General features: G+C 53.6%; 18 protein-coding genes. 8 read left to right on the top strand and 10 right to left on the bottom strand.

Going from position 1 to position 19,859, the window contains the following annotated elements:
- Positions 1-2: 2 nt before the first annotated feature.
- The 4 genes from AB0A83_RS18555 to AB0A83_RS18540 are packed head-to-tail and all read right to left on the bottom strand — an operon-like array spanning position 3 to position 5,128.
- Positions 3-2,168, bottom strand: a complete 2,166-nt coding sequence (locus AB0A83_RS18555) for a hypothetical protein (RefSeq protein ID WP_367154938.1) — start codon at positions 2,166-2,168, stop codon at positions 3-5.
- Position 2,169: 1 nt separating this feature from the next.
- Positions 2,170-4,149 (bottom strand): efflux RND transporter periplasmic adaptor subunit, encoded by a 1,980-nt coding sequence (locus AB0A83_RS18550; RefSeq protein WP_367154937.1) that lies wholly within the window; start codon positions 4,147-4,149, stop codon positions 2,170-2,172.
- A gap of 53 nt (positions 4,150-4,202) precedes the next feature.
- Entirely contained in the window at positions 4,203-4,802 is a 600-nt protein-coding gene (locus AB0A83_RS18545; protein WP_367154936.1) for a trans-aconitate 2-methyltransferase, read from the bottom strand.
- Between the two features lie 44 nt (positions 4,803-4,846).
- The gene (locus tag AB0A83_RS18540; RefSeq protein WP_150050990.1) at positions 4,847-5,128 is read right to left on the bottom strand and encodes an antibiotic biosynthesis monooxygenase; all 282 of its coding nucleotides are present in this window, start codon (positions 5,126-5,128) and stop codon (positions 4,847-4,849) included.
- A 163-nt stretch (positions 5,129-5,291) separates the two neighbouring features.
- On the opposite strand from AB0A83_RS18540, the gene AB0A83_RS18535 reads away from it, so the two are divergent.
- On the top strand, positions 5,292-5,918 hold the full coding sequence (locus tag AB0A83_RS18535; protein ID WP_150050988.1) for an LON peptidase substrate-binding domain-containing protein: 627 nt from the start codon (positions 5,292-5,294) through the stop codon (positions 5,916-5,918).
- Between the two features lie 499 nt (positions 5,919-6,417).
- Here the strand turns inward: AB0A83_RS18535 and AB0A83_RS18530 are convergent, their stop codons facing one another.
- The 3 genes from AB0A83_RS18530 to AB0A83_RS18520 all read right to left on the bottom strand — a co-directional run bounded on the left by AB0A83_RS18530 (position 6,418) and on the right by AB0A83_RS18520 (position 8,036).
- Positions 6,418-6,972, bottom strand: coding sequence for a hypothetical protein (locus AB0A83_RS18530; protein ID WP_367154935.1), 555 nt, complete (start codon positions 6,970-6,972; stop codon positions 6,418-6,420).
- 87 nt (positions 6,973-7,059) lie between these two features.
- Positions 7,060-7,383, bottom strand: a complete 324-nt coding sequence (locus AB0A83_RS18525; RefSeq protein WP_367154934.1) for a DUF2004 domain-containing protein — start codon at positions 7,381-7,383, stop codon at positions 7,060-7,062.
- 104 nt (positions 7,384-7,487) lie between these two features.
- Entirely contained in the window at positions 7,488-8,036 is a 549-nt protein-coding gene (locus AB0A83_RS18520) for an MAPEG family protein (protein ID WP_367154933.1), read from the bottom strand.
- A gap of 109 nt (positions 8,037-8,145) precedes the next feature.
- Between AB0A83_RS18520 and AB0A83_RS18515 the strand changes: the two genes are divergently transcribed.
- Both AB0A83_RS18515 and AB0A83_RS18510 read left to right on the top strand, forming a co-directional pair.
- A complete protein-coding gene (locus tag AB0A83_RS18515) occupies positions 8,146-8,562 on the top strand; it encodes a winged helix-turn-helix transcriptional regulator (protein WP_367154932.1) in 417 nt (138 codons plus the stop codon).
- Between the two features lie 419 nt (positions 8,563-8,981).
- Positions 8,982-9,131: a hypothetical protein gene (locus AB0A83_RS18510; protein WP_190303190.1), complete on the top strand. Its 150-nt coding sequence runs from the start codon at positions 8,982-8,984 to the stop codon at positions 9,129-9,131.
- Between the two features lie 117 nt (positions 9,132-9,248).
- Here the strand turns inward: AB0A83_RS18510 and AB0A83_RS18505 are convergent, their stop codons facing one another.
- Positions 9,249-11,195, bottom strand: coding sequence for a hypothetical protein (locus tag AB0A83_RS18505; protein ID WP_232056703.1), 1,947 nt, complete (start codon positions 11,193-11,195; stop codon positions 9,249-9,251).
- A gap of 132 nt (positions 11,196-11,327) precedes the next feature.
- Here AB0A83_RS18505 and AB0A83_RS18500 point away from each other — a divergent pair, with 132 nt between their 5' ends.
- The 4 genes from AB0A83_RS18500 to AB0A83_RS18485 all read left to right on the top strand — a co-directional run bounded on the left by AB0A83_RS18500 (position 11,328) and on the right by AB0A83_RS18485 (position 16,433).
- Positions 11,328-13,079: a VWA domain-containing protein gene (locus AB0A83_RS18500; RefSeq protein ID WP_367154931.1), complete on the top strand. Its 1,752-nt coding sequence runs from the start codon at positions 11,328-11,330 to the stop codon at positions 13,077-13,079.
- Positions 13,076-13,687 carry a hypothetical protein gene (locus tag AB0A83_RS18495; RefSeq protein ID WP_150050980.1) on the top strand — a complete coding sequence of 204 codons (612 nt, stop codon included), beginning with the start codon at positions 13,076-13,078 and terminating at the stop codon, positions 13,685-13,687. The genes AB0A83_RS18500 and AB0A83_RS18495 overlap by 4 nt, the downstream gene beginning before the upstream one ends.
- A gap of 9 nt (positions 13,688-13,696) precedes the next feature.
- The gene (locus AB0A83_RS18490) at positions 13,697-14,185 is read left to right on the top strand and encodes a hypothetical protein (protein ID WP_150050978.1); all 489 of its coding nucleotides are present in this window, start codon (positions 13,697-13,699) and stop codon (positions 14,183-14,185) included.
- A 244-nt stretch (positions 14,186-14,429) separates the two neighbouring features.
- Positions 14,430-16,433: a reprolysin-like metallopeptidase gene (locus tag AB0A83_RS18485; protein ID WP_367154930.1), complete on the top strand. Its 2,004-nt coding sequence runs from the start codon at positions 14,430-14,432 to the stop codon at positions 16,431-16,433.
- A gap of 94 nt (positions 16,434-16,527) precedes the next feature.
- Here the strand turns inward: AB0A83_RS18485 and AB0A83_RS18480 are convergent, their stop codons facing one another.
- Together AB0A83_RS18480 and AB0A83_RS18475 are read right to left on the bottom strand one after the other, a co-directional pair.
- Positions 16,528-17,442, bottom strand: coding sequence for a lytic transglycosylase domain-containing protein (locus tag AB0A83_RS18480; protein ID WP_232056702.1), 915 nt, complete (start codon positions 17,440-17,442; stop codon positions 16,528-16,530).
- 450 nt (positions 17,443-17,892) lie between these two features.
- On the bottom strand, positions 17,893-19,023 hold the full coding sequence (locus AB0A83_RS18475; protein WP_150050972.1) for a GNAT family N-acetyltransferase: 1,131 nt from the start codon (positions 19,021-19,023) through the stop codon (positions 17,893-17,895).
- Positions 19,024-19,072: 49 nt separating this feature from the next.
- On the opposite strand from AB0A83_RS18475, the gene AB0A83_RS18470 reads away from it, so the two are divergent.
- Positions 19,073-19,699, top strand: a complete 627-nt coding sequence (locus tag AB0A83_RS18470) for a DUF938 domain-containing protein (protein WP_150050970.1) — start codon at positions 19,073-19,075, stop codon at positions 19,697-19,699.
- Positions 19,700-19,859: the final 160 nt, after the last annotated feature.

The raw sequence follows: 19,859 nt of genomic DNA, 5'->3' as shown, positions 1-19,859 counted from the left end.
GCTTACACCGCCAGCCTGGATAAAAAGGTTTGTCTGATTCGGCGCCAGATTTGGCTGGCCAAAGGTTGCGCAGGATGCTCGAAACGTACGTGGGCGCGGGTGCCGTAAGGCAATACCGGGGTATCGGCGGCATCTAACTGCTGCGGGCGGATCAGGCCGAGGTCGAATTGAAACAAGCGGTTCATGGCCTTGGTCGGGCTTTTTTCGCGCGGGTCCAGTGCTTGTTGGCCGCCGCCTTCGGTCGCCAAGGCCGGACTGGGCAGCTCGGTATCGGCGGCAGGCACTTCGCGCAGCAAACGGGCCTGCAACACGTGCTCGGGGCGTTCGGCCAAGCGTACCTGAATCGCTTCCGTTTGATGCCGCACTAAGGCGATATCGGCTTGCGGTACGACGATGCGGACGATGTCGCGGGAGGGATCGACCACAAAGCCGATCAAATCGCCCTGGTGCAAAAAGCGGCCGGGCAGGTCCGGGCCTCGCTCCAGAAAAAACCGGCCGCTGCTGCGGCTGCGCAAGATCAAATCCGCCGCGCGTTGCCGGGCTCTGGCCAAGTCGGCTTGCGCTTGCAGTAGGGCGTGCCGGGTAATCTCCGCCTGATTGCGGTCTTGCCGCCATTCGGATAGGCGTTGGGCTTCTATGCCGGCAATTTTCGCTTGGTACACTTGGATTTGCGCGGCAAGATCGGGATCTTCGCAAATCACCAGAACGTCGCCCGGCTGCACCCATTGCCCCGGTGCGGCGACGATGGTGCGCACGAAACCGGGCGCGCCGGCTCTAACCTGGGCTTGCGGCGGTAACCAGACCACCCCTTCGAACTGGGTACGCATCGGCATGGGCAACAATCCAACCGCTATGCATAATGCCGTCAGCGTTCCCAGGCTGACTAAAACCGCGCGTCGTCGGTGCGGGGCGAGCGTAGGATGGCCTAGCAAATAATTGCCGGCTTTATACGCCGGCAACAGCAGCAGCGAATAGGCGTAAAACAGGCCGAGCAGGGCGCCTAGCAGTAGATAGCGTTCGGCGATATACATGGCGATGCCCAGCATGACCGACAAGCGGTATAGGTAAGACAGCGGCGCGTACCACAAGAACCAGCGCTGCTCGCCGGGTGTGGCGTCGAAGCGCTCCGGTTTATGCACGCCGAAGGCGTGGCGGTTGATCAGAAAATACCAGTATTGCGGGCCGCGCCCGGCCAAGTTGGGAATTTCGCACCAGTCGGCCAGCATGTAATAGCCGTCGTAGCGCATTAGCGGATTGCCGTTAAAAATCAAGGTCGACACGCTGGCGATTAGCATGACGTTGTACAGAATGGAACGCAGCAAGCCGGGCTCCAGCAAGGTCCAAAGCAGCATGGCGCCGCTGGCGACCGCCAACTCGACCATCATGCCGGCTGCGCCGACCAGCACCCGTTGCCATTTATCCCGAAAACCGGCGGATGCGCTGGCGTCCACGTAAGGCACGATCATGCCCATCAAACTCATTAAACCCATTTCGTGCACCGCGCCGCCGTGGACGCGGGTGGCGTAAGCGTGACCCAGCTCGTGCAGTACCTTGACCAGCGGAAAGGTCAGCCACAGCGCGGCCAGATTGTGGGCCGAAAAAATTTGGTCGGCGAGGTTGCCGGTCAGTTCCTGCCAATGCTGCGCGGCCAGTGCGACCCCGAAGCTTACCCAAACCAGCCATAAGACCAAGCCCATCGTGCTGAAGCAGGGACGAACCAGCGGCAGGGTAGCTTGCAAAAATGCGTCCGGGTCCAGTAGCGGCACCCGCATCGACAGCGGATTGCGCAGATTTTTCCACAGCAGGCTGCGGGATTGTTTGTCCAGCCGGCTCAATAATTCGGCACTGTCCGGTGCCACGTCGCAGACCAATAAGTCGTTGGCGTGCAATTGCCCTAGCAGTTGAATCACTTCGGTTTGTCCCGGCGCCTGGTCGCCCGCCAGTTCGACCGCGCGCTGCCAGATTAGGTCCAGCGTGCGCTTACCGTCCATGGCATGGATCAAACCGAATGCGGCCGGCGTCAAGCGGTGAGAACGGGCGTTGCGGGCATCGACCAGCACGTACCAGGGATGGCCGCGATAGCGGTGCTTTTGCACATCCACATGGTCGGCCAGCCGTGGTTTCAACTGAGCTACGCGGTGCCAGGAGGCGTCTAAAAATCGGGACATATCAGGGCAGCCAAGTCCAAAGGCCGATGCGCAGCCAGTCGAACAAGCGCCGGGTCCAGATGTGCCACAGGCTGGCTTCGCCCACGCCGATTTTGCCGATGCCTTCCATGCCGGGCCGCAGCAAGGGCTTGTCGCCGATGATTTCGGCTTCCACCCGAAAATAATTGATGCCTTCTTCGGCCGCCGCTACCGGGGTGACCTGTTTAACCGTGAACGGCAGTGGTTCGGCGCTCAGGCCGGCCAGCGTCATTCGACCGGATTGATCGGGGCGGACCAGGCTGATGTCGCGTTCGTCGACTTTCAAAATGATACGGTAGGCGTTTAGCGGCGTGATCTCGAACAACACGTCGCCTTGGTTGACCGGCGCGCCCAATTTTTGACTCAAATCGCCGGATACGACGATGCCGTCAAACGGGGCTTTGATTTCTGCGCGCGCCAGTTTTTCGTCGACCAAGGCCAGTTGTGCTTGCGCTTGCTGCAGCTCGGCTCCGAGCACTGCGGCGGCCGGGCGGTCGTGTTTCGCCAGCGCATCGCGGTATTTACGCTGATGCTGTGCGACTTCGCTAGTCAAACGCTGTTGTTCCAGCAACAAATCTTTGTCGTCCAGGGCCGCTACGACCTGGCCGGCGCGCACGCTGTCGCCGGCACGCACCTCGGCTCGGGCCACGTAACCGTCGAACGGCGCCACCGCGGCGCGCTGAATCAGGCCTTCGATCACGGTTTTGGCGGTAATGCGAAAATCCGCCTGCACCCAGAACAGAGCCGCCAGCAACAAGGCGGCGGCGAACGTCGCCAGCTTATACACCGGATGCTCGTTACCCAGCAGGCCGTCTTTAACCGCTTGCCAGCGCTTTTGAAACTTGCCGCCCAGCCAGCGTTCGTGCAGATGCTTTTGTTGCAATAGCGCGGCCAGGCCGCTGCCCAGCAATTCGCCCAATAGCTGCTCGTCGGCGCCGGGCTGCCGGCCGGGTTCGAATTCGAAGGTCAGCACCCCGACGATGCGGCCGGGAATGCGAATCAAAAACGAGGCCACGGCGTGGCCGCCTTCGGCTTGCGCCAGTTGCAGGTGGTCGCTGACGATCAGCCGGCCGGATGGCGCCGGCGCCGGGCCGTCGCCGCCAGGCAAGACGATGGTTTGGTTTTGGTCGTAGGCTTCCTCCATGGCCCGCGCCAAGCGCTGCACCGATTCATGCGCTTGGCGGAAATGGGCGCTGTGCGAAATGGCTTTGACCTGCATTTGCCCGTTTTCCAGCCAGCCGATGCTGACCCGGCGCAATTTCAGGCGAGCCGTCAGATCGTTGACCAAGGCAAACAAGGCCTCCTGAAAGCTGGGCATTTCGGCGGTCATCAGCATCAGATCGGACAGGAAAGCGGCTCGTTCGGCGGTCAAAGTGCTTTGCCGGTAACCGTCACGCCAGAAATATTGAGTCAGCCAGGCCAGGCCCCAGGTCATTAAATGGTTGGCGCGGGCGAACTGCGGGGCATCGTCGTTCAGCAAACGGATCACGGCAATTCCGTACAATGCGTCTTCGATTTGGATGGGCACTGCCAGCAAACTGTTTATCTTGGCCGACGGGCCTTTGCCGGCCATCCGCATTTCCAGACTTTGCCGTTGTTTTAAAGCGGATTGCGCCAAGCTCAGCAGGCCGGTTAAATCGGCTGGTTGCGCGGGCCACGCGGCGATGGGCAGCGACAATTTATCGCCTTCGGTTTTCAGCGTGACGATGCCGCAGTCGAAAGCCTCCAGGTGTTTGGCCAGCCACTGCAGCCAGGCCGAGCACAACTCCGGCAGCGGCGTGGCTTGGCTGGAGAGGGTGCTGAATTCTTGCGCCAAGCTGGCTTGTTGCATGCCCAAGCGGCCGGGGCCGACGTAAAAATCGGCTTTAAGCTGTTTGGGCGCGTTGGCTGCGGCCTGACGCGGGTCGGGTTTAAGCGTTGCTGCAGGCCGGGTTGGCGGTGAGGGATTTTGCATGCCGGACATTTTAGCGCTTGCTCGGCGGGTTTGATATGCCGCGCAAGATTGCTCGGACAGCGTCAGATTTTTTGCGCGATCAGGTAGGCATGCAGTTCCGGCACTTGCTCGTACTCCAAGTGTTTGCATGCGCAGCCCAAATTGATCAGTAGCGACAGGAAGCCGTTCGTCCCTAACGAAGAATAATAAACTTCCGGTCCCATGGCGTTATCCTTATGTTCGCCCGGCTCGGTGGTTCCGCCGAAGGAGAAGATCAGCACGCCGTTTTTATTCAAGCCGTCGACGATTTTGGTCAGCACCTCAACCTGCCGGGTCAGCGGGATATGCCAAATGCTGTCCCAGGCGGTGATAAAGTCGTAGCGTTTGGGGAAAATCCACTCGCAAATGTCTTGCTGGTGAAATTGCAGGCAAGGATGTTTTTGCTTGGCTAGTCTGATCATTTCGTCCGAAACATCGAGGCCTTCAGCTGCAAACCCATTATTCGATAATAGGTCGATTAACCTTCCGCTGCAGCCGCAGCCGATGTCCAATGCATGGCCGCGTTTGTGAGCGAATGCTATTGCTTTTTGGTGCTGGGCGATGCCGTTGCTGCGGTCGAACGCCGGGCTTTCCCATAAGTGGGTGATGCTATTGTAAGCCCGGCCGATTTCCAGCGGTGTCATGGCATTCCTTAAGATCTAACGGCTGCCGTAGGATAGTGGCCGAGCTATAACACGCCACGCTCTATTTCTTGCAGGTAGATGAAATGCGGCGCTTTTACCCCGGCCTTTTTCCGGATTTCCACCAGTTCGGGAGATTCGAAGAAGCGTCGGGCGTTTTCCAGCGAAGTCCACTCGGAAAAGTGGACGATATTATTTCCGTCCTCGTCGTAACGCAGTAACTGGTAACGGATTTCGCCGGCATTTTTGCGAATGTCCGCCGCCTGATCGAAAACGGCTTTCCATGCCGGATAAGATTCGACTTCGTGAATGATTAATACGTGTTGCATGGTGTCCCTCCGATTAATTAATAGACGGCAGATCCGGATAACTTAAGTTGGTGTAACTTTTGCTTCAATATTCCCGACAAAATCGCCAAACGCTTTTTCGCTATTTTTTACTTGCCGGATAAGCGAGCCGAATAGTGATAACAACCCATTGAGGATTGATGTTATGCAGCAACCGCAACCCGCTGAACAAGCCCTGTTTCCGTTGAATACGCCACTGTTCCCAAAATGCATCATACAGCTGCAGATATTCGAACCGCGCTATCTGAATATGATATCGGCGTGTCTGCGAAGCGGAGCGAGTTTTACCGTGTGCTTGCTACGGGAGGGATTTGAAAAACTGGAGGTGCTTGGCAATGCCGAATCACCCGCGCAACCGGTACCGATTTGTTATTCACTGGGTACCAGCGCCAGAATAATCGACTTCGGCCAAATGCCCAATGGCTTGTTATCTATTTCCTTACAAGGCGAACAACGCCAACGTTTGCGGCGAATTCGCCAACAAGCCGACGGACTGTGGCTTGGCCAAACCGACGATTTAGCGGAAATCAACGCCTGCCAGGGCGAAATTCCACCCATTTGGACGGCGGTGTTAAAAAGTTTAGGTAACAGTGGAATACTCGCTCATGCCGAAGCGGAGCTGCTTAGCGACCCGGAACTTGCGATGAACTATATTGCCATGTACGCACCGTTGCCAGCCTTTTTGAAGCAATCGTTGCTGGAACTGGATGATCTACAAATCCGTTGGCGGCGTTTGCGAGATTTTACCGCTCAAAATTTAACGCAGGTTTAGGTATCGATATTCGGTGTCCGAATTAACTTGGAGGATAGGTTGAAGGCCGTAGCATCTATCGTTACGTCGTTTCTCCGATTACGCTTCGCTAATCGGAGCTTGTATTATCCAACCGGACGAAGAATGGCTACGGCGGCGCATGCGCTGTTGCTACTGGGCAGATATATGCTCCTGCAATATCTGCATTCGCGCCATCCTTGGCGCTTAAACAATGGCGATGGCCGCGCACCAAGATTAGCCATCTGGTCAGTCTGGGCGCCAGCCTAAAAGAAGCGATCAAAACCGGCGTGAGCTCGAAAGGGCCTTACGCCATGTCGCGGACGCCGATTACGCAAATGGCGATGAAGAACACGAGTGGTTAAAAGCGCAGGGCTTGGTATCGATCAAAGATCAGTGGGTTCGTTTTCATTACCCTGTTTCAACCGCTTGAGTACGGACCCGCATGCTAGATGGTGTGGGGAGGGTGAGAGAGAAACTCGCCCTTACCCGATTAGGCAACTTACTTTATTTGAATATTTATAACGCCTACAGTAGAACGTTCCTTTTTGTCATTGGAATTCTCAACTTTTGTCGAGATGGACTTAACGCTAGATTCTTCAACGGGAGTCTCTTTACCAGACATTGTAAATACCTTGAATTGTCCGTCTTGAGTTTGTACGGCGTAATACTCGCTCTGATTGTCTGGTAGGCGCACCAATAGAAATGGAGCAGGTGGTCCGCTTGGATAACAACCTACAGGCGGTAGCAACCAGCACGTAACGTGGTAAATAGTTTGGCCTAGATCTTGGTAAAACTGACCATTTTCGTCGGTCGTAACGTTAAACCGCCTATCTTTATGCCCGAAGTCGTCTGGCGAATTCATGACTAAATCTAGCCCGCCTAACCCATAAGTGGCGGGCAAAATGAATTGTATTTCTTTGCCAGATATCGGCTGATCAGATGATGAGGTGAGCCTACCAGACACAGCCAAATTTCCAATTCCGCTTCCTGGGGCAGCACAGCCCTCAATTAATAGGCCAAGTATCGGTGCAAAAATAAAAAGAACTCTATTCATGCTTTCGCCTAACGTAGAGCTAAGCCGACCGCTGGAGCGTAGCGGAAGCGGGTCGGCTTGAGCGCCGGGTTAGGCAGACACGGCACGCTAACTCTCCATTGAGATGCCATCAATTTTGCCTGCACTATCAAAATGCACCGAAACGACGTAATCCGTGACCTCGTCTGGAAGTGTGAAGTCAAAAAACTCAATGTCATCTTCACCCCAAGACGAGCGAAGTTGGAGCAAGCCAATTACAGCCGTTGGTTTTGGGGTACTGGAGCCAAGATGTTGCTGCCAATAACTTTGTGGAAGCTCCTCCAAATGGTGTCCAACAAACAAATTAACGCTGTCCTCACCTGCCTCGGTACCGAACGCGTGCTTGATGGCATCCAGTGCCAACTTTTGCCGTTTCTCAACTTCGATTGTCATAATGGTCTCTCTTTGCCTACATAACGTAGAGCTAACCGGGCGCGGCACGGTAAGCTGAAAAAATAAAACCGCATTATAAAACCGCGCTCCGGTTGAGCGCCGTGTTAGCCAAACGATGCTTGGACTACGAAGCGAAACCAAATGACACCAAGTATAATGCAGCTTGAAGCCCACGTTGCAAAGCGATACGGCACCCAATTCACAGTCATGTAAATAATAGCGTGGAAGCACCTGAACACGACAAAAGTCCATGCGAGTATAATTTGAGTGTTGTCAGCTTCTTTTATGATAAGCATCAGGATACAAATGACATAAAAAAGGGTTGGTACTTGCATTAGATTGTTAAATGTCCTGGCGGGGCGTTCTAAGCGGTCATCGGTGGGGGCATCCGACTTGAAATCAGCGAAATACTTGATAGAAGCATACCCTCGAATAACGGCGAGGTTGCGGACGATAACCATGATAAGCCACACCAAAGCCGTCAAGGCAAAGAGCGCAACCATTGGGGCAATAAGTAACTCTGACCGAGCAGCGTAATGCTCCCCAGTTACTACCCAAAATAACCACGCGGTGGCTGTCCCAACAATAATACCTGGGGCGGTGTAAATCTGCGTTAAAGAGATAACTGGAGCAGTGGAGTTTATAGGTGACATATACGATTTCCTGTGGATGTGATTACAAAACAACCAGTGTTATTGATAAACACTTGTATATTGCAACTAATTATCCTATATTAATTGCAAAATGCAAGTAATTTGAAAAATGCCAAAATCTAAACTTAACAATAAATGTCCAATTGATTATGCGCTCGAAGTGTTTGGAGACAGATGGACTTTGCTCGTGCTGCGCGATCTGATGCTAAGCGGAAAGCGATACTATCGTGAGTTGATGACCTCAAAGGAGGGCATAGCGACTAACATTTTGACATCGCGCCTCCGAAAAATGGAGGCAGATGGGCTAATCATCCGCAAACAAAATCCTGAAGATAAGCGCCAAATTTTCTATGAACTAACGGAAAAAGCTCTCGACTTAGTGCCTATACTGCTTGAAATTAGTCGTTGGAGTATAATTTACGACGAAAACACGGCAGCACCTCCCGAACTTATGCGCCGTTTTAATGATGAACCGCGACAACTTATTGCCGAATTAAAGGAAGCAGCACGAATCCGGCAGACGTGATAGCGTTTTGAAGCATGATTGGATTGCTAACTAGCTATTAGATGGTTCCGTATATCTACCGGAAAACGAGGTCATTAAATATAAGTTATTGATAAGCATAAAATATTGCGCCTGTATATCACGGGGAGCAATTGAAAATGCCCGGTAAACATCCATTTACTGTCGTTAAATCATTCTAAACGATAATCCGCTACGGCTCGATTTCGAAAAACTCACCAATTCCAATCGTCGTAAGCGCTTCCTATCGCTATCGTTTCGAAGCTGGCTGTGGTGCCCGATTGGAGCGGAGGCGGTGTTTCAACCGCTCAAACCAAGCCGCACCCGGTTCCCGATACGCTTGCCTGCTTGCTCGTCCCGGACTGGACACAACCTTATGCCGGCAATAAGCTAGGCCTTTTCGATCAATTCGGAGGCAAGCCATGGAAAACTGTTATCGCAGCACACCCAAATTAGTCGGCGCTTTTTTCGATCTGTTATATCAGCATCCCAGCATGCTGATGGCATCTGTTGCCGGCTTGAGCATCTTGGCCGCCGCTTGGTGGTACAAATCCGGTAACAAGCCGGGATGACTGCCGTTAAGCGGCCCGTATCTCAGCAAACGCTTCTAAGGCCCGGGACGCGGGCGAAAGCTGAATTCCCCGGCGTTTGCGGCCTTAGCGTCGGATCCGCGGGGGGGGGCCACCGGATTATTTCAAGCCGTACACCTTTAGCTGGCTGCAGACTTTGAGTTGATTGTCCGGTACGCTGCAATTGTCGACGTCGCCTACCCGGTAAATCATCACGTACACTCGGCCGTTGACGACGACCGGCGGAATCATCCTGGACATTTTGCCCAAGCCGCCGTGGGTGTCGTCGCCGGTGCGGAATAAGCGGCGCAGTTTGTTGCCGGGCAGGATGGTGGTGGCGTCGTAAGCGACCAGCTGGCCTTCGCCGAAATCTTTGTTGGCATCGCCGTATTTGGGGTATACCGCCCAAAGCAGGGCGGTACCGAAGTCTATGGCATGCGGAAATGCGGAACTGGTCGAAGGCCTGCCGGACACCATCAGCAAGCCGCCCGGCATGCCGCCAGGCGATTCCACGTCTACCGAAGCCATGTCGTCGCCCTCGGCGCGAAAGGTCGGCAACGCACCGTCTACCGTAGAAAAGTTATAGGTTTTCAAGCGGGAGTTTTCGCCCCACACGTAGACGATGCCGCCTAGCTGGTCGCGTTGCGCCAGGGCCAAGGCGTGAATGTGGTGCATTTTGTTGTTTTCCGGATCGCCGCACGGTACGAACCAGCCGTGGTCGCTGTTGCCGGCCGCAGGGCACGGCAAGCTGCGGTTGAGACGCTGCGCCCTGTCCCAATTTTGCGCTTGATCGCCGCCGTAATAGGCAGCGACCAACGGCGGCTTGGACATCAGTTGATTGAATTTATCGCTTTTGCCCAAATTGAATTTGTCCAACGAATAAATGATGCCGTCTTTGGTGCCCTGCAGCAGCAGACTGGAGCCGGGCACCAACATCGGCCCGGCGGCGCCGAAGTCCCAATCCGCCCCGGCCGCGCCGTGGGCGGCGCGGCCGCAGGACACTTCCGAGTTGTTGTCGTTCCATAAACAGCCTGCACCGCTGGTACGTTCGTCCATGAAAGCCTTGTAATAATCCACCAATTGCAATACCGGCCGGGAGCCGCCGCTACCGGGTACGAAACGCAATTTGAGCATGCTCTCGGCCAAGTCTTCGCCGCCGTTGTTGGAGGTGCCGTTAGAGGTTGCGGCGTAAATCATGTCGCCTTCGGTAACCGGCGCACCGCCGGCATGCCAGATTCCGGCGCCCCAGGAATTGAAGCGGGTGGCGCAAAACATGGCGGGCTGGTTGGAAAATCCCGGCTGTGCTAACAAGCCGCGCGTATCGTAGGCCAGCACGAAGCCGTGCGGATTTTTCCGCCCGCCCAAATTGGATTCGGCATTGGCGGCAAAGGCCAGTACCAGTCCGTGGTTGTCGGTCAAGGCCAAGCCGGCGCGCAATTTGGGATAAACGTATTGTTTCTTCTGACCGTTTTCCATATAAGTGGCGTCGGCGTCGTTAAACCAACAGCCGTTGCCTTCCTGCGACTGTCCCCAAATTCGCACCGGTTCTGCCTTGCGGCTGCCGTCCAGCGGATTCAGCGCGTACAGCCAGTAATCGCGAAAGCGGTTGTCGTGGGTGTTTTTTCGCTGCCAAGCCGCAACGAACAAGGTATTGGTAGCCGGATCGATAATAGGCGTCGCCGATATGCCCCAAGTGGGGGTGTGTTTCCACATGTCCATGTCTTGCGAACTGACTTCCGGACCGAGTTTGACGTTGTACACCGTGGCATTGGTACGGCCGTTGATGCCGATCACCTCGTTTTTCATGGTGGTGACGACGACCAAATCGTCGCCGCCGGCGGCATTTTCCAGCACTAACGGCTGAGTTTCCACTTTAGCGTTGAAATCGTAGGTTCTGAGCAATCCGAAGCGCTCCGGGTTCACGTTGCTTTTATTCAACAAAAACTCTTGGTTGTTGGCCGCGGTGCGAAACTGATTACCTGCGCGTTCGGTAATGCTTACAGCGTGTGCATTGGCCATCATCCCTGCAAAAACCGCCGTCCATAAACTCAATCGTAGGTAGTGCATGGCAAACTCCGGTAGCGGAAAGGGTCGGCTGAGCCTAGAGGGTAACATTGCCGTTTGTCAAGACATATTCCGTGCTGCCCGGCCGGCATCTTGAACTATAGTTTCAGCAATCTTGTTTCCCGCAATAAGCTTATGAAACTGTGGTTGCATACCTTGCTGCTTTGCCTGTGGCTTTATCCGCATTATTGCATCTGCGCCGAAACGGATGAAGTGCAGGTGTTAATCGACGTGTCCGGCAGCATGAAGCAGAACGATCCCAACAATTTGCGGGTGGACGCGGCGGAATTACTGATTGATTTGTTGCCGGACAGCGCCAAAGTGTCCTTGTGGCTGTTTGCGGAAGACGTCAAGTTGCTCAGCCATACCGACGCGCTGGATAGCGACTGGCGCAAAACAGCGCTGAAGTCGTTAAAAGCCATTCATTCGCGCGGTGCCTTCACCAACATAGAACGCGCGCTCGAAACCGCTACGGGGCAAGGGTTTGGCGGCACCGGCAACAAAAACCTGATTCTGTTGACCGACGGCATGGTGGATATTTCCAAAGATATCATGGTCAGTGCCGATTCCAGGGAACGCATCTTGAGCGAAGGATTACCCCGATTGATACAACGCGGCATCAAAATCAATACCATCGCTTTGTCCGACCAAGCCGATAAACCATTGCTGCACAGTTTGGCTTACGACAGCGGCGGTTGGAACGAAATCGCCGTCACCGCCGACCAATTGCAACGCGCGTTTTTGAAAATGGCGCAAAAAGCGGCTCCGCGCGACACCGTTCCCTTAACCGACAACCGCTTTACTATCGACGGCAGCATTCGGGAGTTCTCGGTGTTGGTGTTCAAGCAAGCCGGCGCTAATCCCACCCGCTTAATCGACCCGGACCGGCAAAGCATAGATTCCGAATCCAAACGGCCCAACGTCGCGTGGCTGGCAAACCCGTCATACGATTTGATTACCGTTAAGCAACCGGCGCTGGGCAGTTGGCAGATTCAAGCGGCTATCGATCCCGACAATCAGGTGATGATTCTGACCGATTTACAATTGGTGCTCGAAGGACCGGGCAATTTCGTGTCCGAATCGGAAGCTGTCCCGTTAACGCTAAGTTTTACCGAACAAGGGCAACTGATTAGCCGAGCCGATTTTTTACAACTGATTTCCCTGTCCGTCGCCGTGGACGAGCAGGCGGCCGCGCCCATCCCCGCTTCGGCAGGGCAAGCGGGATTTTTTAGTCATCAAATACCCGGACTATCCCGAGGCAAACATCGCTTGCACATCGTCGCCGACGGCAAAACCTTTCAACGTGAATTGAATCGGGACATTGAAGCGGTTGCCCAAGTCGTTCGCCTGGAAAAATCCGTAAACGTCGACAAGCGCCAAGTCGGCTTGACGTTTCAACCCGACATCGCGGTGCTTGACGTGGCGGCAATGAGCATTACCGCGCACGTTCAAAAAGGCGAAGAAGCCGCACAAAGCCAAGTAGTGACGGCACAAAACGGCATATGGCAGATGCAAATCGAGCATGTTCCCACAGACGTGCCACTGCACATACGCTTTGACGTCACCGCAAAAACCCTGGACGGAAACGCTATCAGCCCTACCTTGCCGGCGATTACGATAGATGAAAGCTGGTTCGCATCCGCCAGCCCGGCCAGCGTCGCTACCGACGAGAAAGCAACGCCGCCATCACCCGAAACGCAAACCGAACCGGAATCCGTACCCGCGCCGCCGATGGAGGCGGCGGAAGCAACCACGAATTGGGCAATGGTTATCGGCATTGTAACGTTCGCTAATTTACTATTGTTCGGGATTGGATACGCCGTTTACCGTGCGCTGAACAAGTCCAATCTGAAAAAACAGCAGCAACTTTTGGAGAAGCTGACGTGATGACCGCTGACGCCGCATTGATAGTCTTAATGGTGGAATTACTGGCCGGCGTAGTGCTTTTAGCCGGGATTCTGTTTTTTATGTCGCGAAAAAAACAAAACCGGGAAATCGAAGCGATCGATAAATTCATCAGCAAATTCGATGAACAAATGTTTCTGAAAAATCAGCCTTTAGAGCAACTGTTAACCGACAATTGCGGGCTGGACAAACAATCGATCGACAATGTGTTGCACGAGGTTTCCGAATCGGAACGGGCGCTGCTGCACAGCGTGATTCAATTTTTCCTGCATCGGGAAATGGCCTTGCTCTCCCAGATCGACCGAAAAATCGGCCAATTGTCCGCACCTTACCAACGTTTGCTGACCGACGTTGCCGCCGGTAAAACCACGCACAGCGTAACCAAAGCCCCACCGGGGCTGGAACGAATCAACGAGCAATTAGTGTTGCAGTTGGACACTGCAATGAAAACCATAGACGAAATCAGCGCGGAATATGCGCGGGTATTTGCAGGTCACCAAAGCCAACTGGAATTGGAAAACAGTAGTAAAAAAATGCTGCAGATATTTCAATCCACAATCGATGCGGCCAAGCATCATTCCAAGCAGTGAGGCGCCGGGATGAATTTGCTATGGCTGATTGGTTCGTTGACGACGGCATCGGTCGTCATCTTGATTACCGGCGTATTGCTTCTGATCTGGCGAAACAAAAACCAACGCCACCGGGATTTCGAACGGCTGCTGGACGACATTAAAAACCGCCAAACCATGCGCGGCAATCTTTTGGCCCGCCGTCTGGCGGATAAACTCAACGTCGATAAAACCGATGCCCTGGGGCTAAGCGAACAACTGATCACCGCCGAAAAATTGTTTTTGCAACAATTTATCGACCAACAAATGCAACAAAAGCCGATAGAACAGTTCTACGAACAACTTTGCGAGCTGTTAGACAGCTATCTGGCCGTCACTTGCCCTAAATGCCATGCCTCGAACAGCGCGCCCAGCTCCCACGACGCCACGCCTTTAACCGAAACTACCGGCAGCGAACCCGCGCATTCCGAAAATGCCGCTAACCCGGATGAACCCTCCTGGGGCGACGTTTTTGACTGACCGCCGGTCACGGCGCAAGCAGCTCCGGCCCCATTCGCTCACTCTTCAACATCCGCACACCCACTCCCTACCCTAGAAACGTGAAACGTTACGCAGCCCTTTAACTAACGGGCCAAAAAAGCGGTCACCCGCTCACAGATAAATCCGGGGATTTTGATAAATTTTCACTCGAAATTTTAATTAACTCAGCAAGTTGGTTCGGTTGGTTTGCTTGCTGAGGTTTTCGCTGTTCAAGGTGACCGAGATGAAAACAAATACAATACTGCTTGCCTTAGCGTTGGCTATGGCATTTCCTACCAGCGTGAGTGCCAATCTGTTTAAAGAACAACACCACACGATCTATCACGTAGCAAAAAACAAAACGCTACTCCAAGTAACTAATCAACTGGCTAACCGTAGCGGGATTTCGTTCGAAATCAATGCCGACGTCGAGCAAGATTTGATTAACCGAAAACTTGCTGCCGCCAACTGGACGGAAGCTTTAAATCAACTGTTGGAAGGTTATAACTTTTCGGTTGAAAGCTTAAACGACAAAATTACGACGGTGGTTATCAGCGGCCGTAACGGCAGCGGCAATATCGCCGCGGATAGCGCGATCGAAAAGGCCAAGTTGATACTGGTGCAACCCGAATCGAATGCCAATTTGCCGGAACAATATCGGCACTTCAATCAAGGCTCGGTCATGAACGTTGCTTTACCCATGGATGAATTACGGGATGTAGCCTCCGGCGACGACTTCGTATTGGACCTGCCGATAGGTCAATATACCGTCCGCCACGACAGCCAAATCGAACACGAAGACGGCAGCTCGACCTGGATGGGTTATCTGGGAGACGAGGGTAAAGGTTACAGAATTTATCTGTCAGAAGGCGACGCCGGGGTGATTGGAAACGTTTATACCCCGGACGGAGCTTACAACATAGAAACCGTCAACGGCCAAACCGTCATTGTGGACGTTAGTCAATCGGGCTTGGCAAACGCCGGCTTGGAACACGATGAAGTAGAGCCGATACCCGGTCAGCCGGCAACGATGAACAACCCGCTCTTGAGCATGAACAGCGAACTCGACAATCTGCAGATCGCAGCGGAACAAGCCAAAGCAAATGCCGAAACTTTGGCCTCCCAAGCGGAAACCCTATTGGCCGACTATCAGCAAGCCATCGCCGACGGCGTAGCGATTAAATCCGAAATTGCCAATTTAAAGTCCGAATTGCGGACGACAAAAGCCCAACTAACGGCAGTGCGCAAAGCGCTGGCAACCGCTAAAACCGATACTCAGTTAGGCGCGCAGCTTGCCCAATTCACTCAACAACTGAAACAAATTAAAAATGAATTACGCGCCAGCAGCAAAGCCCTGCGTACAACGCTAAAAGCAATCAAACTTGCCAAAGCCGGCTATAAGAAAAAACTCGCGCTGGCCAAAGCGGCACAAGCCAACGCGCTACAAGCGCAAGCAAGCTACGAAGCGCAAAAATCCGGCTCCAATGATACGGTCGCCAACAATTCTTCAGACAAGGTTATCGTCGATCTGATGGTGTTGTACACCACGGAAAATCAAACCGCCGACTACGCCAAACAACGTATCCAATATCTGGTAGACGTATCCAACCAAGCGTATCAGGATTCAGGCATCAACATGCGCTTACGACTGGTGCACACTCAGAAAACGCACTATTCGGAGGCTAGCGCGAATGCCACCGCCTTGTTCGATTTAGCGAACGACAACGGCGCGTTTGCGGGCACCGCCGCGCTACGCAATCAATACGGAGCGGATTTGGTCGTGTTGTTTCGCCCCTTACACGCCGCAACGGCCGGCAGCTGCGGCACTACTTACGTAGGCTTTGCCAACGGCGGCGACGCTCAAGCAAACACCGGTTTCGGAACGATAGGCGATGGTTATTCAAAAGACGAAGACGATAGCTTTTTCTGCGGTTCCAATACGTTTACCCACGAACTAGGCCATAGTTTCGGAACGGTTCACGACCGCGAATACAGCAGCTTTGCCGGAAAATTCGATTACTCCTACGCATGGGGTGTGGATGAAAGCTTCGGTACAATTATGAGTTATAAAGGCCCGGCGCTGATGTTGTTTGCGACGCCTGACTTAAGCAGCGAATGCGCCGGCGCTCCTTGCGGTTTTGCGGAAGGCGATGCCAATGCCTCGGATCAAGCCAAAACCATCAATTACACCGCACCTTTGGTTGCGGCCTATCGTCCGACTACCGTCAGCGTTCCGGTCATCGAATAAAAACCGGCGTAATCGTCTCCGGGAGCCTAAGCGTCTCCCGGATCATCGACGGCAAATACATGCGCTGCCCACTCCGTTTGCAACACAGCCCCCACTACTCAGCCGCCAAATATTGCCCCGGCCCTAACGGCTCTTCGTATCGGATGCCCTCCGGGAAATAAGCGTCCGTATTCGCAGCGATTTCCCGGGCAGCCAGAAATTGTGCGTAATAATTTCTGGACGCGAAACCGAAGGCCGGCCCATCGTAGTAGCGGACGATACGGGCGAAATCTTTACCCATATTGGATTGAGCCCGTTTCATTCCGCCGATACCGTGATTGTAGGAAGTGACCGCACTGGGCCAATCGCCTAATTTGCCGTAGGCATAACTCAGGTAGCGCGTCGCTCCGACGGCAGAGATAAAAGGGTCCAAGCGCTGATCGACCCGATTGTTGCCCGGCATAAAAGTCTGTGCAGCCGCTTTGGTGAATTGCCACATGCCTACCGCCCCCGCCGACGAACGTGCGGCCGGCTGAAACGAGGATTCCACGTGAGGCAACAAAGCCAATTCCTCCGGTAATCCGGCATCGCGGAAAATCTTTCTGAACTGTAAATTGTAACGTCCGCTGATTTCCATGCCCCGTTTGAAGCGCTCGCGCGTACCGCGTTGCGCCCTAACCCGGTCACCGGCCCCGGCCAACACGGTATTTACCGACAATCCGGCGCGTTCGAATTTATCGATCAACATTCTATCCTGCGGGGTTAATGGCGCGTTGTAACGGAGCTTGCTTTCCAACCCTGCGAGCTGACCCTTCCAATAATCCCGGCGCTCGGACATTAGACGCTTTTGTTCCGCGGTCAAGCCTTCGCCGACATAACCCGGCAGCGTCATCACTTCATACACGACATTCATATAGCGGTCGTCGTGATACGCCACTTCCGAACGCTGCCACACCGCGTAAGTCTTACGCCAAAAATCCACGGCAGGCTCCAATTCCGCCGGTTTGGGGAATTGCCCCGAATAACTCATCGCCGACACTACCTTAGGCGGCGGATTAGCGTTACGGGTATAAGTTCGATAAGACGTTGAATTATCCCGCTTTAACGCAGTCGTCTTAGGCGAACAACCACTTGCTAGGATCAAACAAACGGGCAGGGTTACAAAAGCAAAATGGAATCGATTCATCGTTTTATCGCGGGGTGGACAGCATGGACGAAAAACAACTGCGCGGTCGATTTGTGACGCAATCGCCAAGTTTTTCAAGGAATAATAGCGCTAATTTAAAGATTACGTGAATAGCAAATTTGAAGTGGATCAAATTTCTTGGGAGGCTGTTTTATAACGAGGCGCTTGAAATAAAAAGCCGCCCCCCGTCGAACAAGCATCTGTAAAAGGAGGAAATCAGCCGGGCCCAGTGTATTGTGGCCGTACCTGCTTACAACGCGGTCAAATTGCCGAAACGCGGCCGCCTCTATTGCTTTAGGTCGCAGTCGTTTGTTTGAAAGGTAAAAGCCTCGCGGCATCGGTTTGGTATTTTAAAACATGCTGTTTTTCACGCTCGGTAAAATCGGCAATCAATCTGGCAAACCGCGGATCCTTGATCCAATGGGCGGATTGGGTAAGTATCGGTTCGAAACCTCGGGCAATCTTGTGTTCGCCTTGCGCGCCCGAATCGAATCTCTGCAAGCCCTGTTGAATGCAAAATTCCAGCCCTTGGTAATAACAGGCTTCGAAATGCAAAACGTCGTATTCTTCGCGGCATCCCCAAAAGCGTCCGTACAGACAATCCGACCCGACAAAAAATAAGGCTGCACCGACGTAAGCGGCGTCTTTAACTGCGAATACCAATATGCAGCTCTCCGCCATCTCTTTGGCGATTTGTCGAAAAAAGCTTTCGGACAAATAAGGCTCGCGCCGCCGTTTGTAGTAGGTCATCGAATAAAACTGAAATGCCACATGCCATTGCTCCGGAGTAGCCTCCGTCCCGGCTATTTGCAACATATCGATGCCTTGTTCGGTTACCCGCCGGCGTTCTTTCTTAATCATTTTGCGTTTGCTTGCATTGAGCGCCTGCAAATAATCGTCGAAATCTTTATACCCCCGATTAAACCACTGAAACTGTACATCATGGCGAACGATCAATTGCATCTCCCGCAACATGCCCAACTGTACCGCGTCGGGAAACAAACAATGCCAAGAGGAAATAGCCTGAGCGCGAACGTGGTCTAACACTAAATTCCAAATCAAACGCGCATCGACTTCGGGCGCAATCAACAACCGCGGCCCCAGACAAGGCGTGAACGGAATCGCGGTCAACCATTTGGGGTAATATTCCAAACCGTATCGTTCATGCGCCAGCGCCCATTGCTGGTCGAACACGTATTCACCCCAGGAATGCTGCTTCTGGTACATAGGCAACGCGGCAATCAGACTTTCCCCTTGCAGCACCAACAAATGCCTTGCCTGCCAACCGGTAGCAAGGCTGGCCGCACCGCTACGCTCTAAAGCCGATAAATATTCGTGGCGAAGGAAGGGATAAGCGTCGACCAATAAACGATTCCAGTCCTGTGCCGCCACTTGGGCCAGACTGGCGATAACTTTTACTTGCATCGGCATTCGCGCTACAGTCAAAACTTCACCATAGCACCGATTGTCCGCCATGACGACTGAAAAACCCTTCTCGCAAGCCTGCGAAAACAACAAACAAGCGATATTGGAAATTTTGCAAACGGTCTTCGTAAAGCCGACGACGATTTGGGAAATCGGCAGCGGGACCGGCCAGCACGCCTGCTATTTTGCCGCCAACCTTCCGCACCTGTTCTGGCAAGCGACCGATCGCCGGGACAATTTGCCCGGCATTCGGCTATGGCAAGCGGACGCAAAGCTAGCGAATCTTGGACAACCGCTATCGCTGGACGTCAACGATGAAGCTTGGCCGGCCGAACGAATAGAAGCCGTGTTTACCGCCAATACCCTGCACATCATGAGCCAAGCGGAAGTCGAAACCTTGTTCCTGCGTTTGAACGTCTACCTATCCGAACAGGCGATTCTCTGTATTTACGGTCCCTTCAACTATGCCGGGAATTACACCAGCGCCAGCAATGCCCGCTTCGATGCGTGGCTCAAAGAGCGCAACCCTTTAAGCTGCATCAAACATTTCGAACACATCGCCGGACTAGCGGCGCAAATCGGCATGACGCTTACAGCCGACCATGCCATGCCGGCTAACAACCGCTTATTGGTTTTTCAACGCCGAACGGATTCTCAACCGACTAGCCTAAATTAGTCCCAAAGCCAACCGCCGCCAACCCAATAAGAGGGAGGCGTTTCATCTTGAATTACCATCCCGCTGTAGACCTGAACAATAGACCGTCTTCCTTTCCCGTGAGATCGGCGACTGTCGGGAGCAAAACGTCTCGCTACTTGTCTAATTGCGCTTAACAAAC

It is taken from the genome of Methylomonas sp. HYX-M1 (assembly GCF_040741385.1).
Lineage (GTDB): Bacteria > Pseudomonadota > Gammaproteobacteria > Methylococcales > Methylomonadaceae > Methylomonas > Methylomonas rhizoryzae.
Note: the sequence above shows the minus strand (reverse complement) of the source record. Positions and strands in the feature narration are given on the sequence as shown.

What these genes read in the sequence shown, in the direction of transcription:
- AB0A83_RS18520 (WP_367154933.1), bottom strand. Translation starts at nt 8,036, where the DNA reads ATGTCACCTATAAACTCCACTGCTCCAGTTATCTCTTTAACGCAGATT.
- AB0A83_RS18550 (WP_367154937.1), bottom strand. Translation starts at nt 4,149, where the DNA reads ATGTCCGGCATGCAAAATCCCTCACCGCCAACCCGGCCTGCAGCAACG.
- AB0A83_RS18510 (WP_190303190.1), top strand. Translation starts at nt 8,982, where the DNA reads ATGGAAAACTGTTATCGCAGCACACCCAAATTAGTCGGCGCTTTTTTC.
- AB0A83_RS18485 (WP_367154930.1), top strand. Translation starts at nt 14,430, where the DNA reads ATGAAAACAAATACAATACTGCTTGCCTTAGCGTTGGCTATGGCATTT.
- AB0A83_RS18475 (WP_150050972.1), bottom strand. Translation starts at nt 19,023, where the DNA reads ATGCAAGTAAAAGTTATCGCCAGTCTGGCCCAAGTGGCGGCACAGGAC.
- AB0A83_RS18540 (WP_150050990.1), bottom strand. Translation starts at nt 5,128, where the DNA reads ATGCAACACGTATTAATCATTCACGAAGTCGAATCTTATCCGGCATGG.
- AB0A83_RS18525 (WP_367154934.1), bottom strand. Translation starts at nt 7,383, where the DNA reads ATGACAATCGAAGTTGAGAAACGGCAAAAGTTGGCACTGGATGCCATC.
- AB0A83_RS18480 (WP_232056702.1), bottom strand. Translation starts at nt 17,442, where the DNA reads ATGAGTTATTCGGGGCAATTCCCCAAACCGGCGGAATTGGAGCCTGCC.
- AB0A83_RS18555 (WP_367154938.1), bottom strand. Translation starts at nt 2,168, where the DNA reads ATGTCCCGATTTTTAGACGCCTCCTGGCACCGCGTAGCTCAGTTGAAA.
- AB0A83_RS18535 (WP_150050988.1), top strand. Translation starts at nt 5,292, where the DNA reads ATGCAGCAACCGCAACCCGCTGAACAAGCCCTGTTTCCGTTGAATACG.
- AB0A83_RS18505 (WP_232056703.1), bottom strand. Translation starts at nt 11,195, where the DNA reads ATGCACTACCTACGATTGAGTTTATGGACGGCGGTTTTTGCAGGGATG.
- AB0A83_RS18530 (WP_367154935.1), bottom strand. Translation starts at nt 6,972, where the DNA reads ATGAATAGAGTTCTTTTTATTTTTGCACCGATACTTGGCCTATTAATT.
- AB0A83_RS18470 (WP_150050970.1), top strand. Translation starts at nt 19,073, where the DNA reads ATGACGACTGAAAAACCCTTCTCGCAAGCCTGCGAAAACAACAAACAA.
- AB0A83_RS18515 (WP_367154932.1), top strand. Translation starts at nt 8,146, where the DNA reads ATGCCAAAATCTAAACTTAACAATAAATGTCCAATTGATTATGCGCTC.
- AB0A83_RS18500 (WP_367154931.1), top strand. Translation starts at nt 11,328, where the DNA reads ATGAAACTGTGGTTGCATACCTTGCTGCTTTGCCTGTGGCTTTATCCG.
- AB0A83_RS18545 (WP_367154936.1), bottom strand. Translation starts at nt 4,802, where the DNA reads ATGACACCGCTGGAAATCGGCCGGGCTTACAATAGCATCACCCACTTA.
- AB0A83_RS18490 (WP_150050978.1), top strand. Translation starts at nt 13,697, where the DNA reads ATGAATTTGCTATGGCTGATTGGTTCGTTGACGACGGCATCGGTCGTC.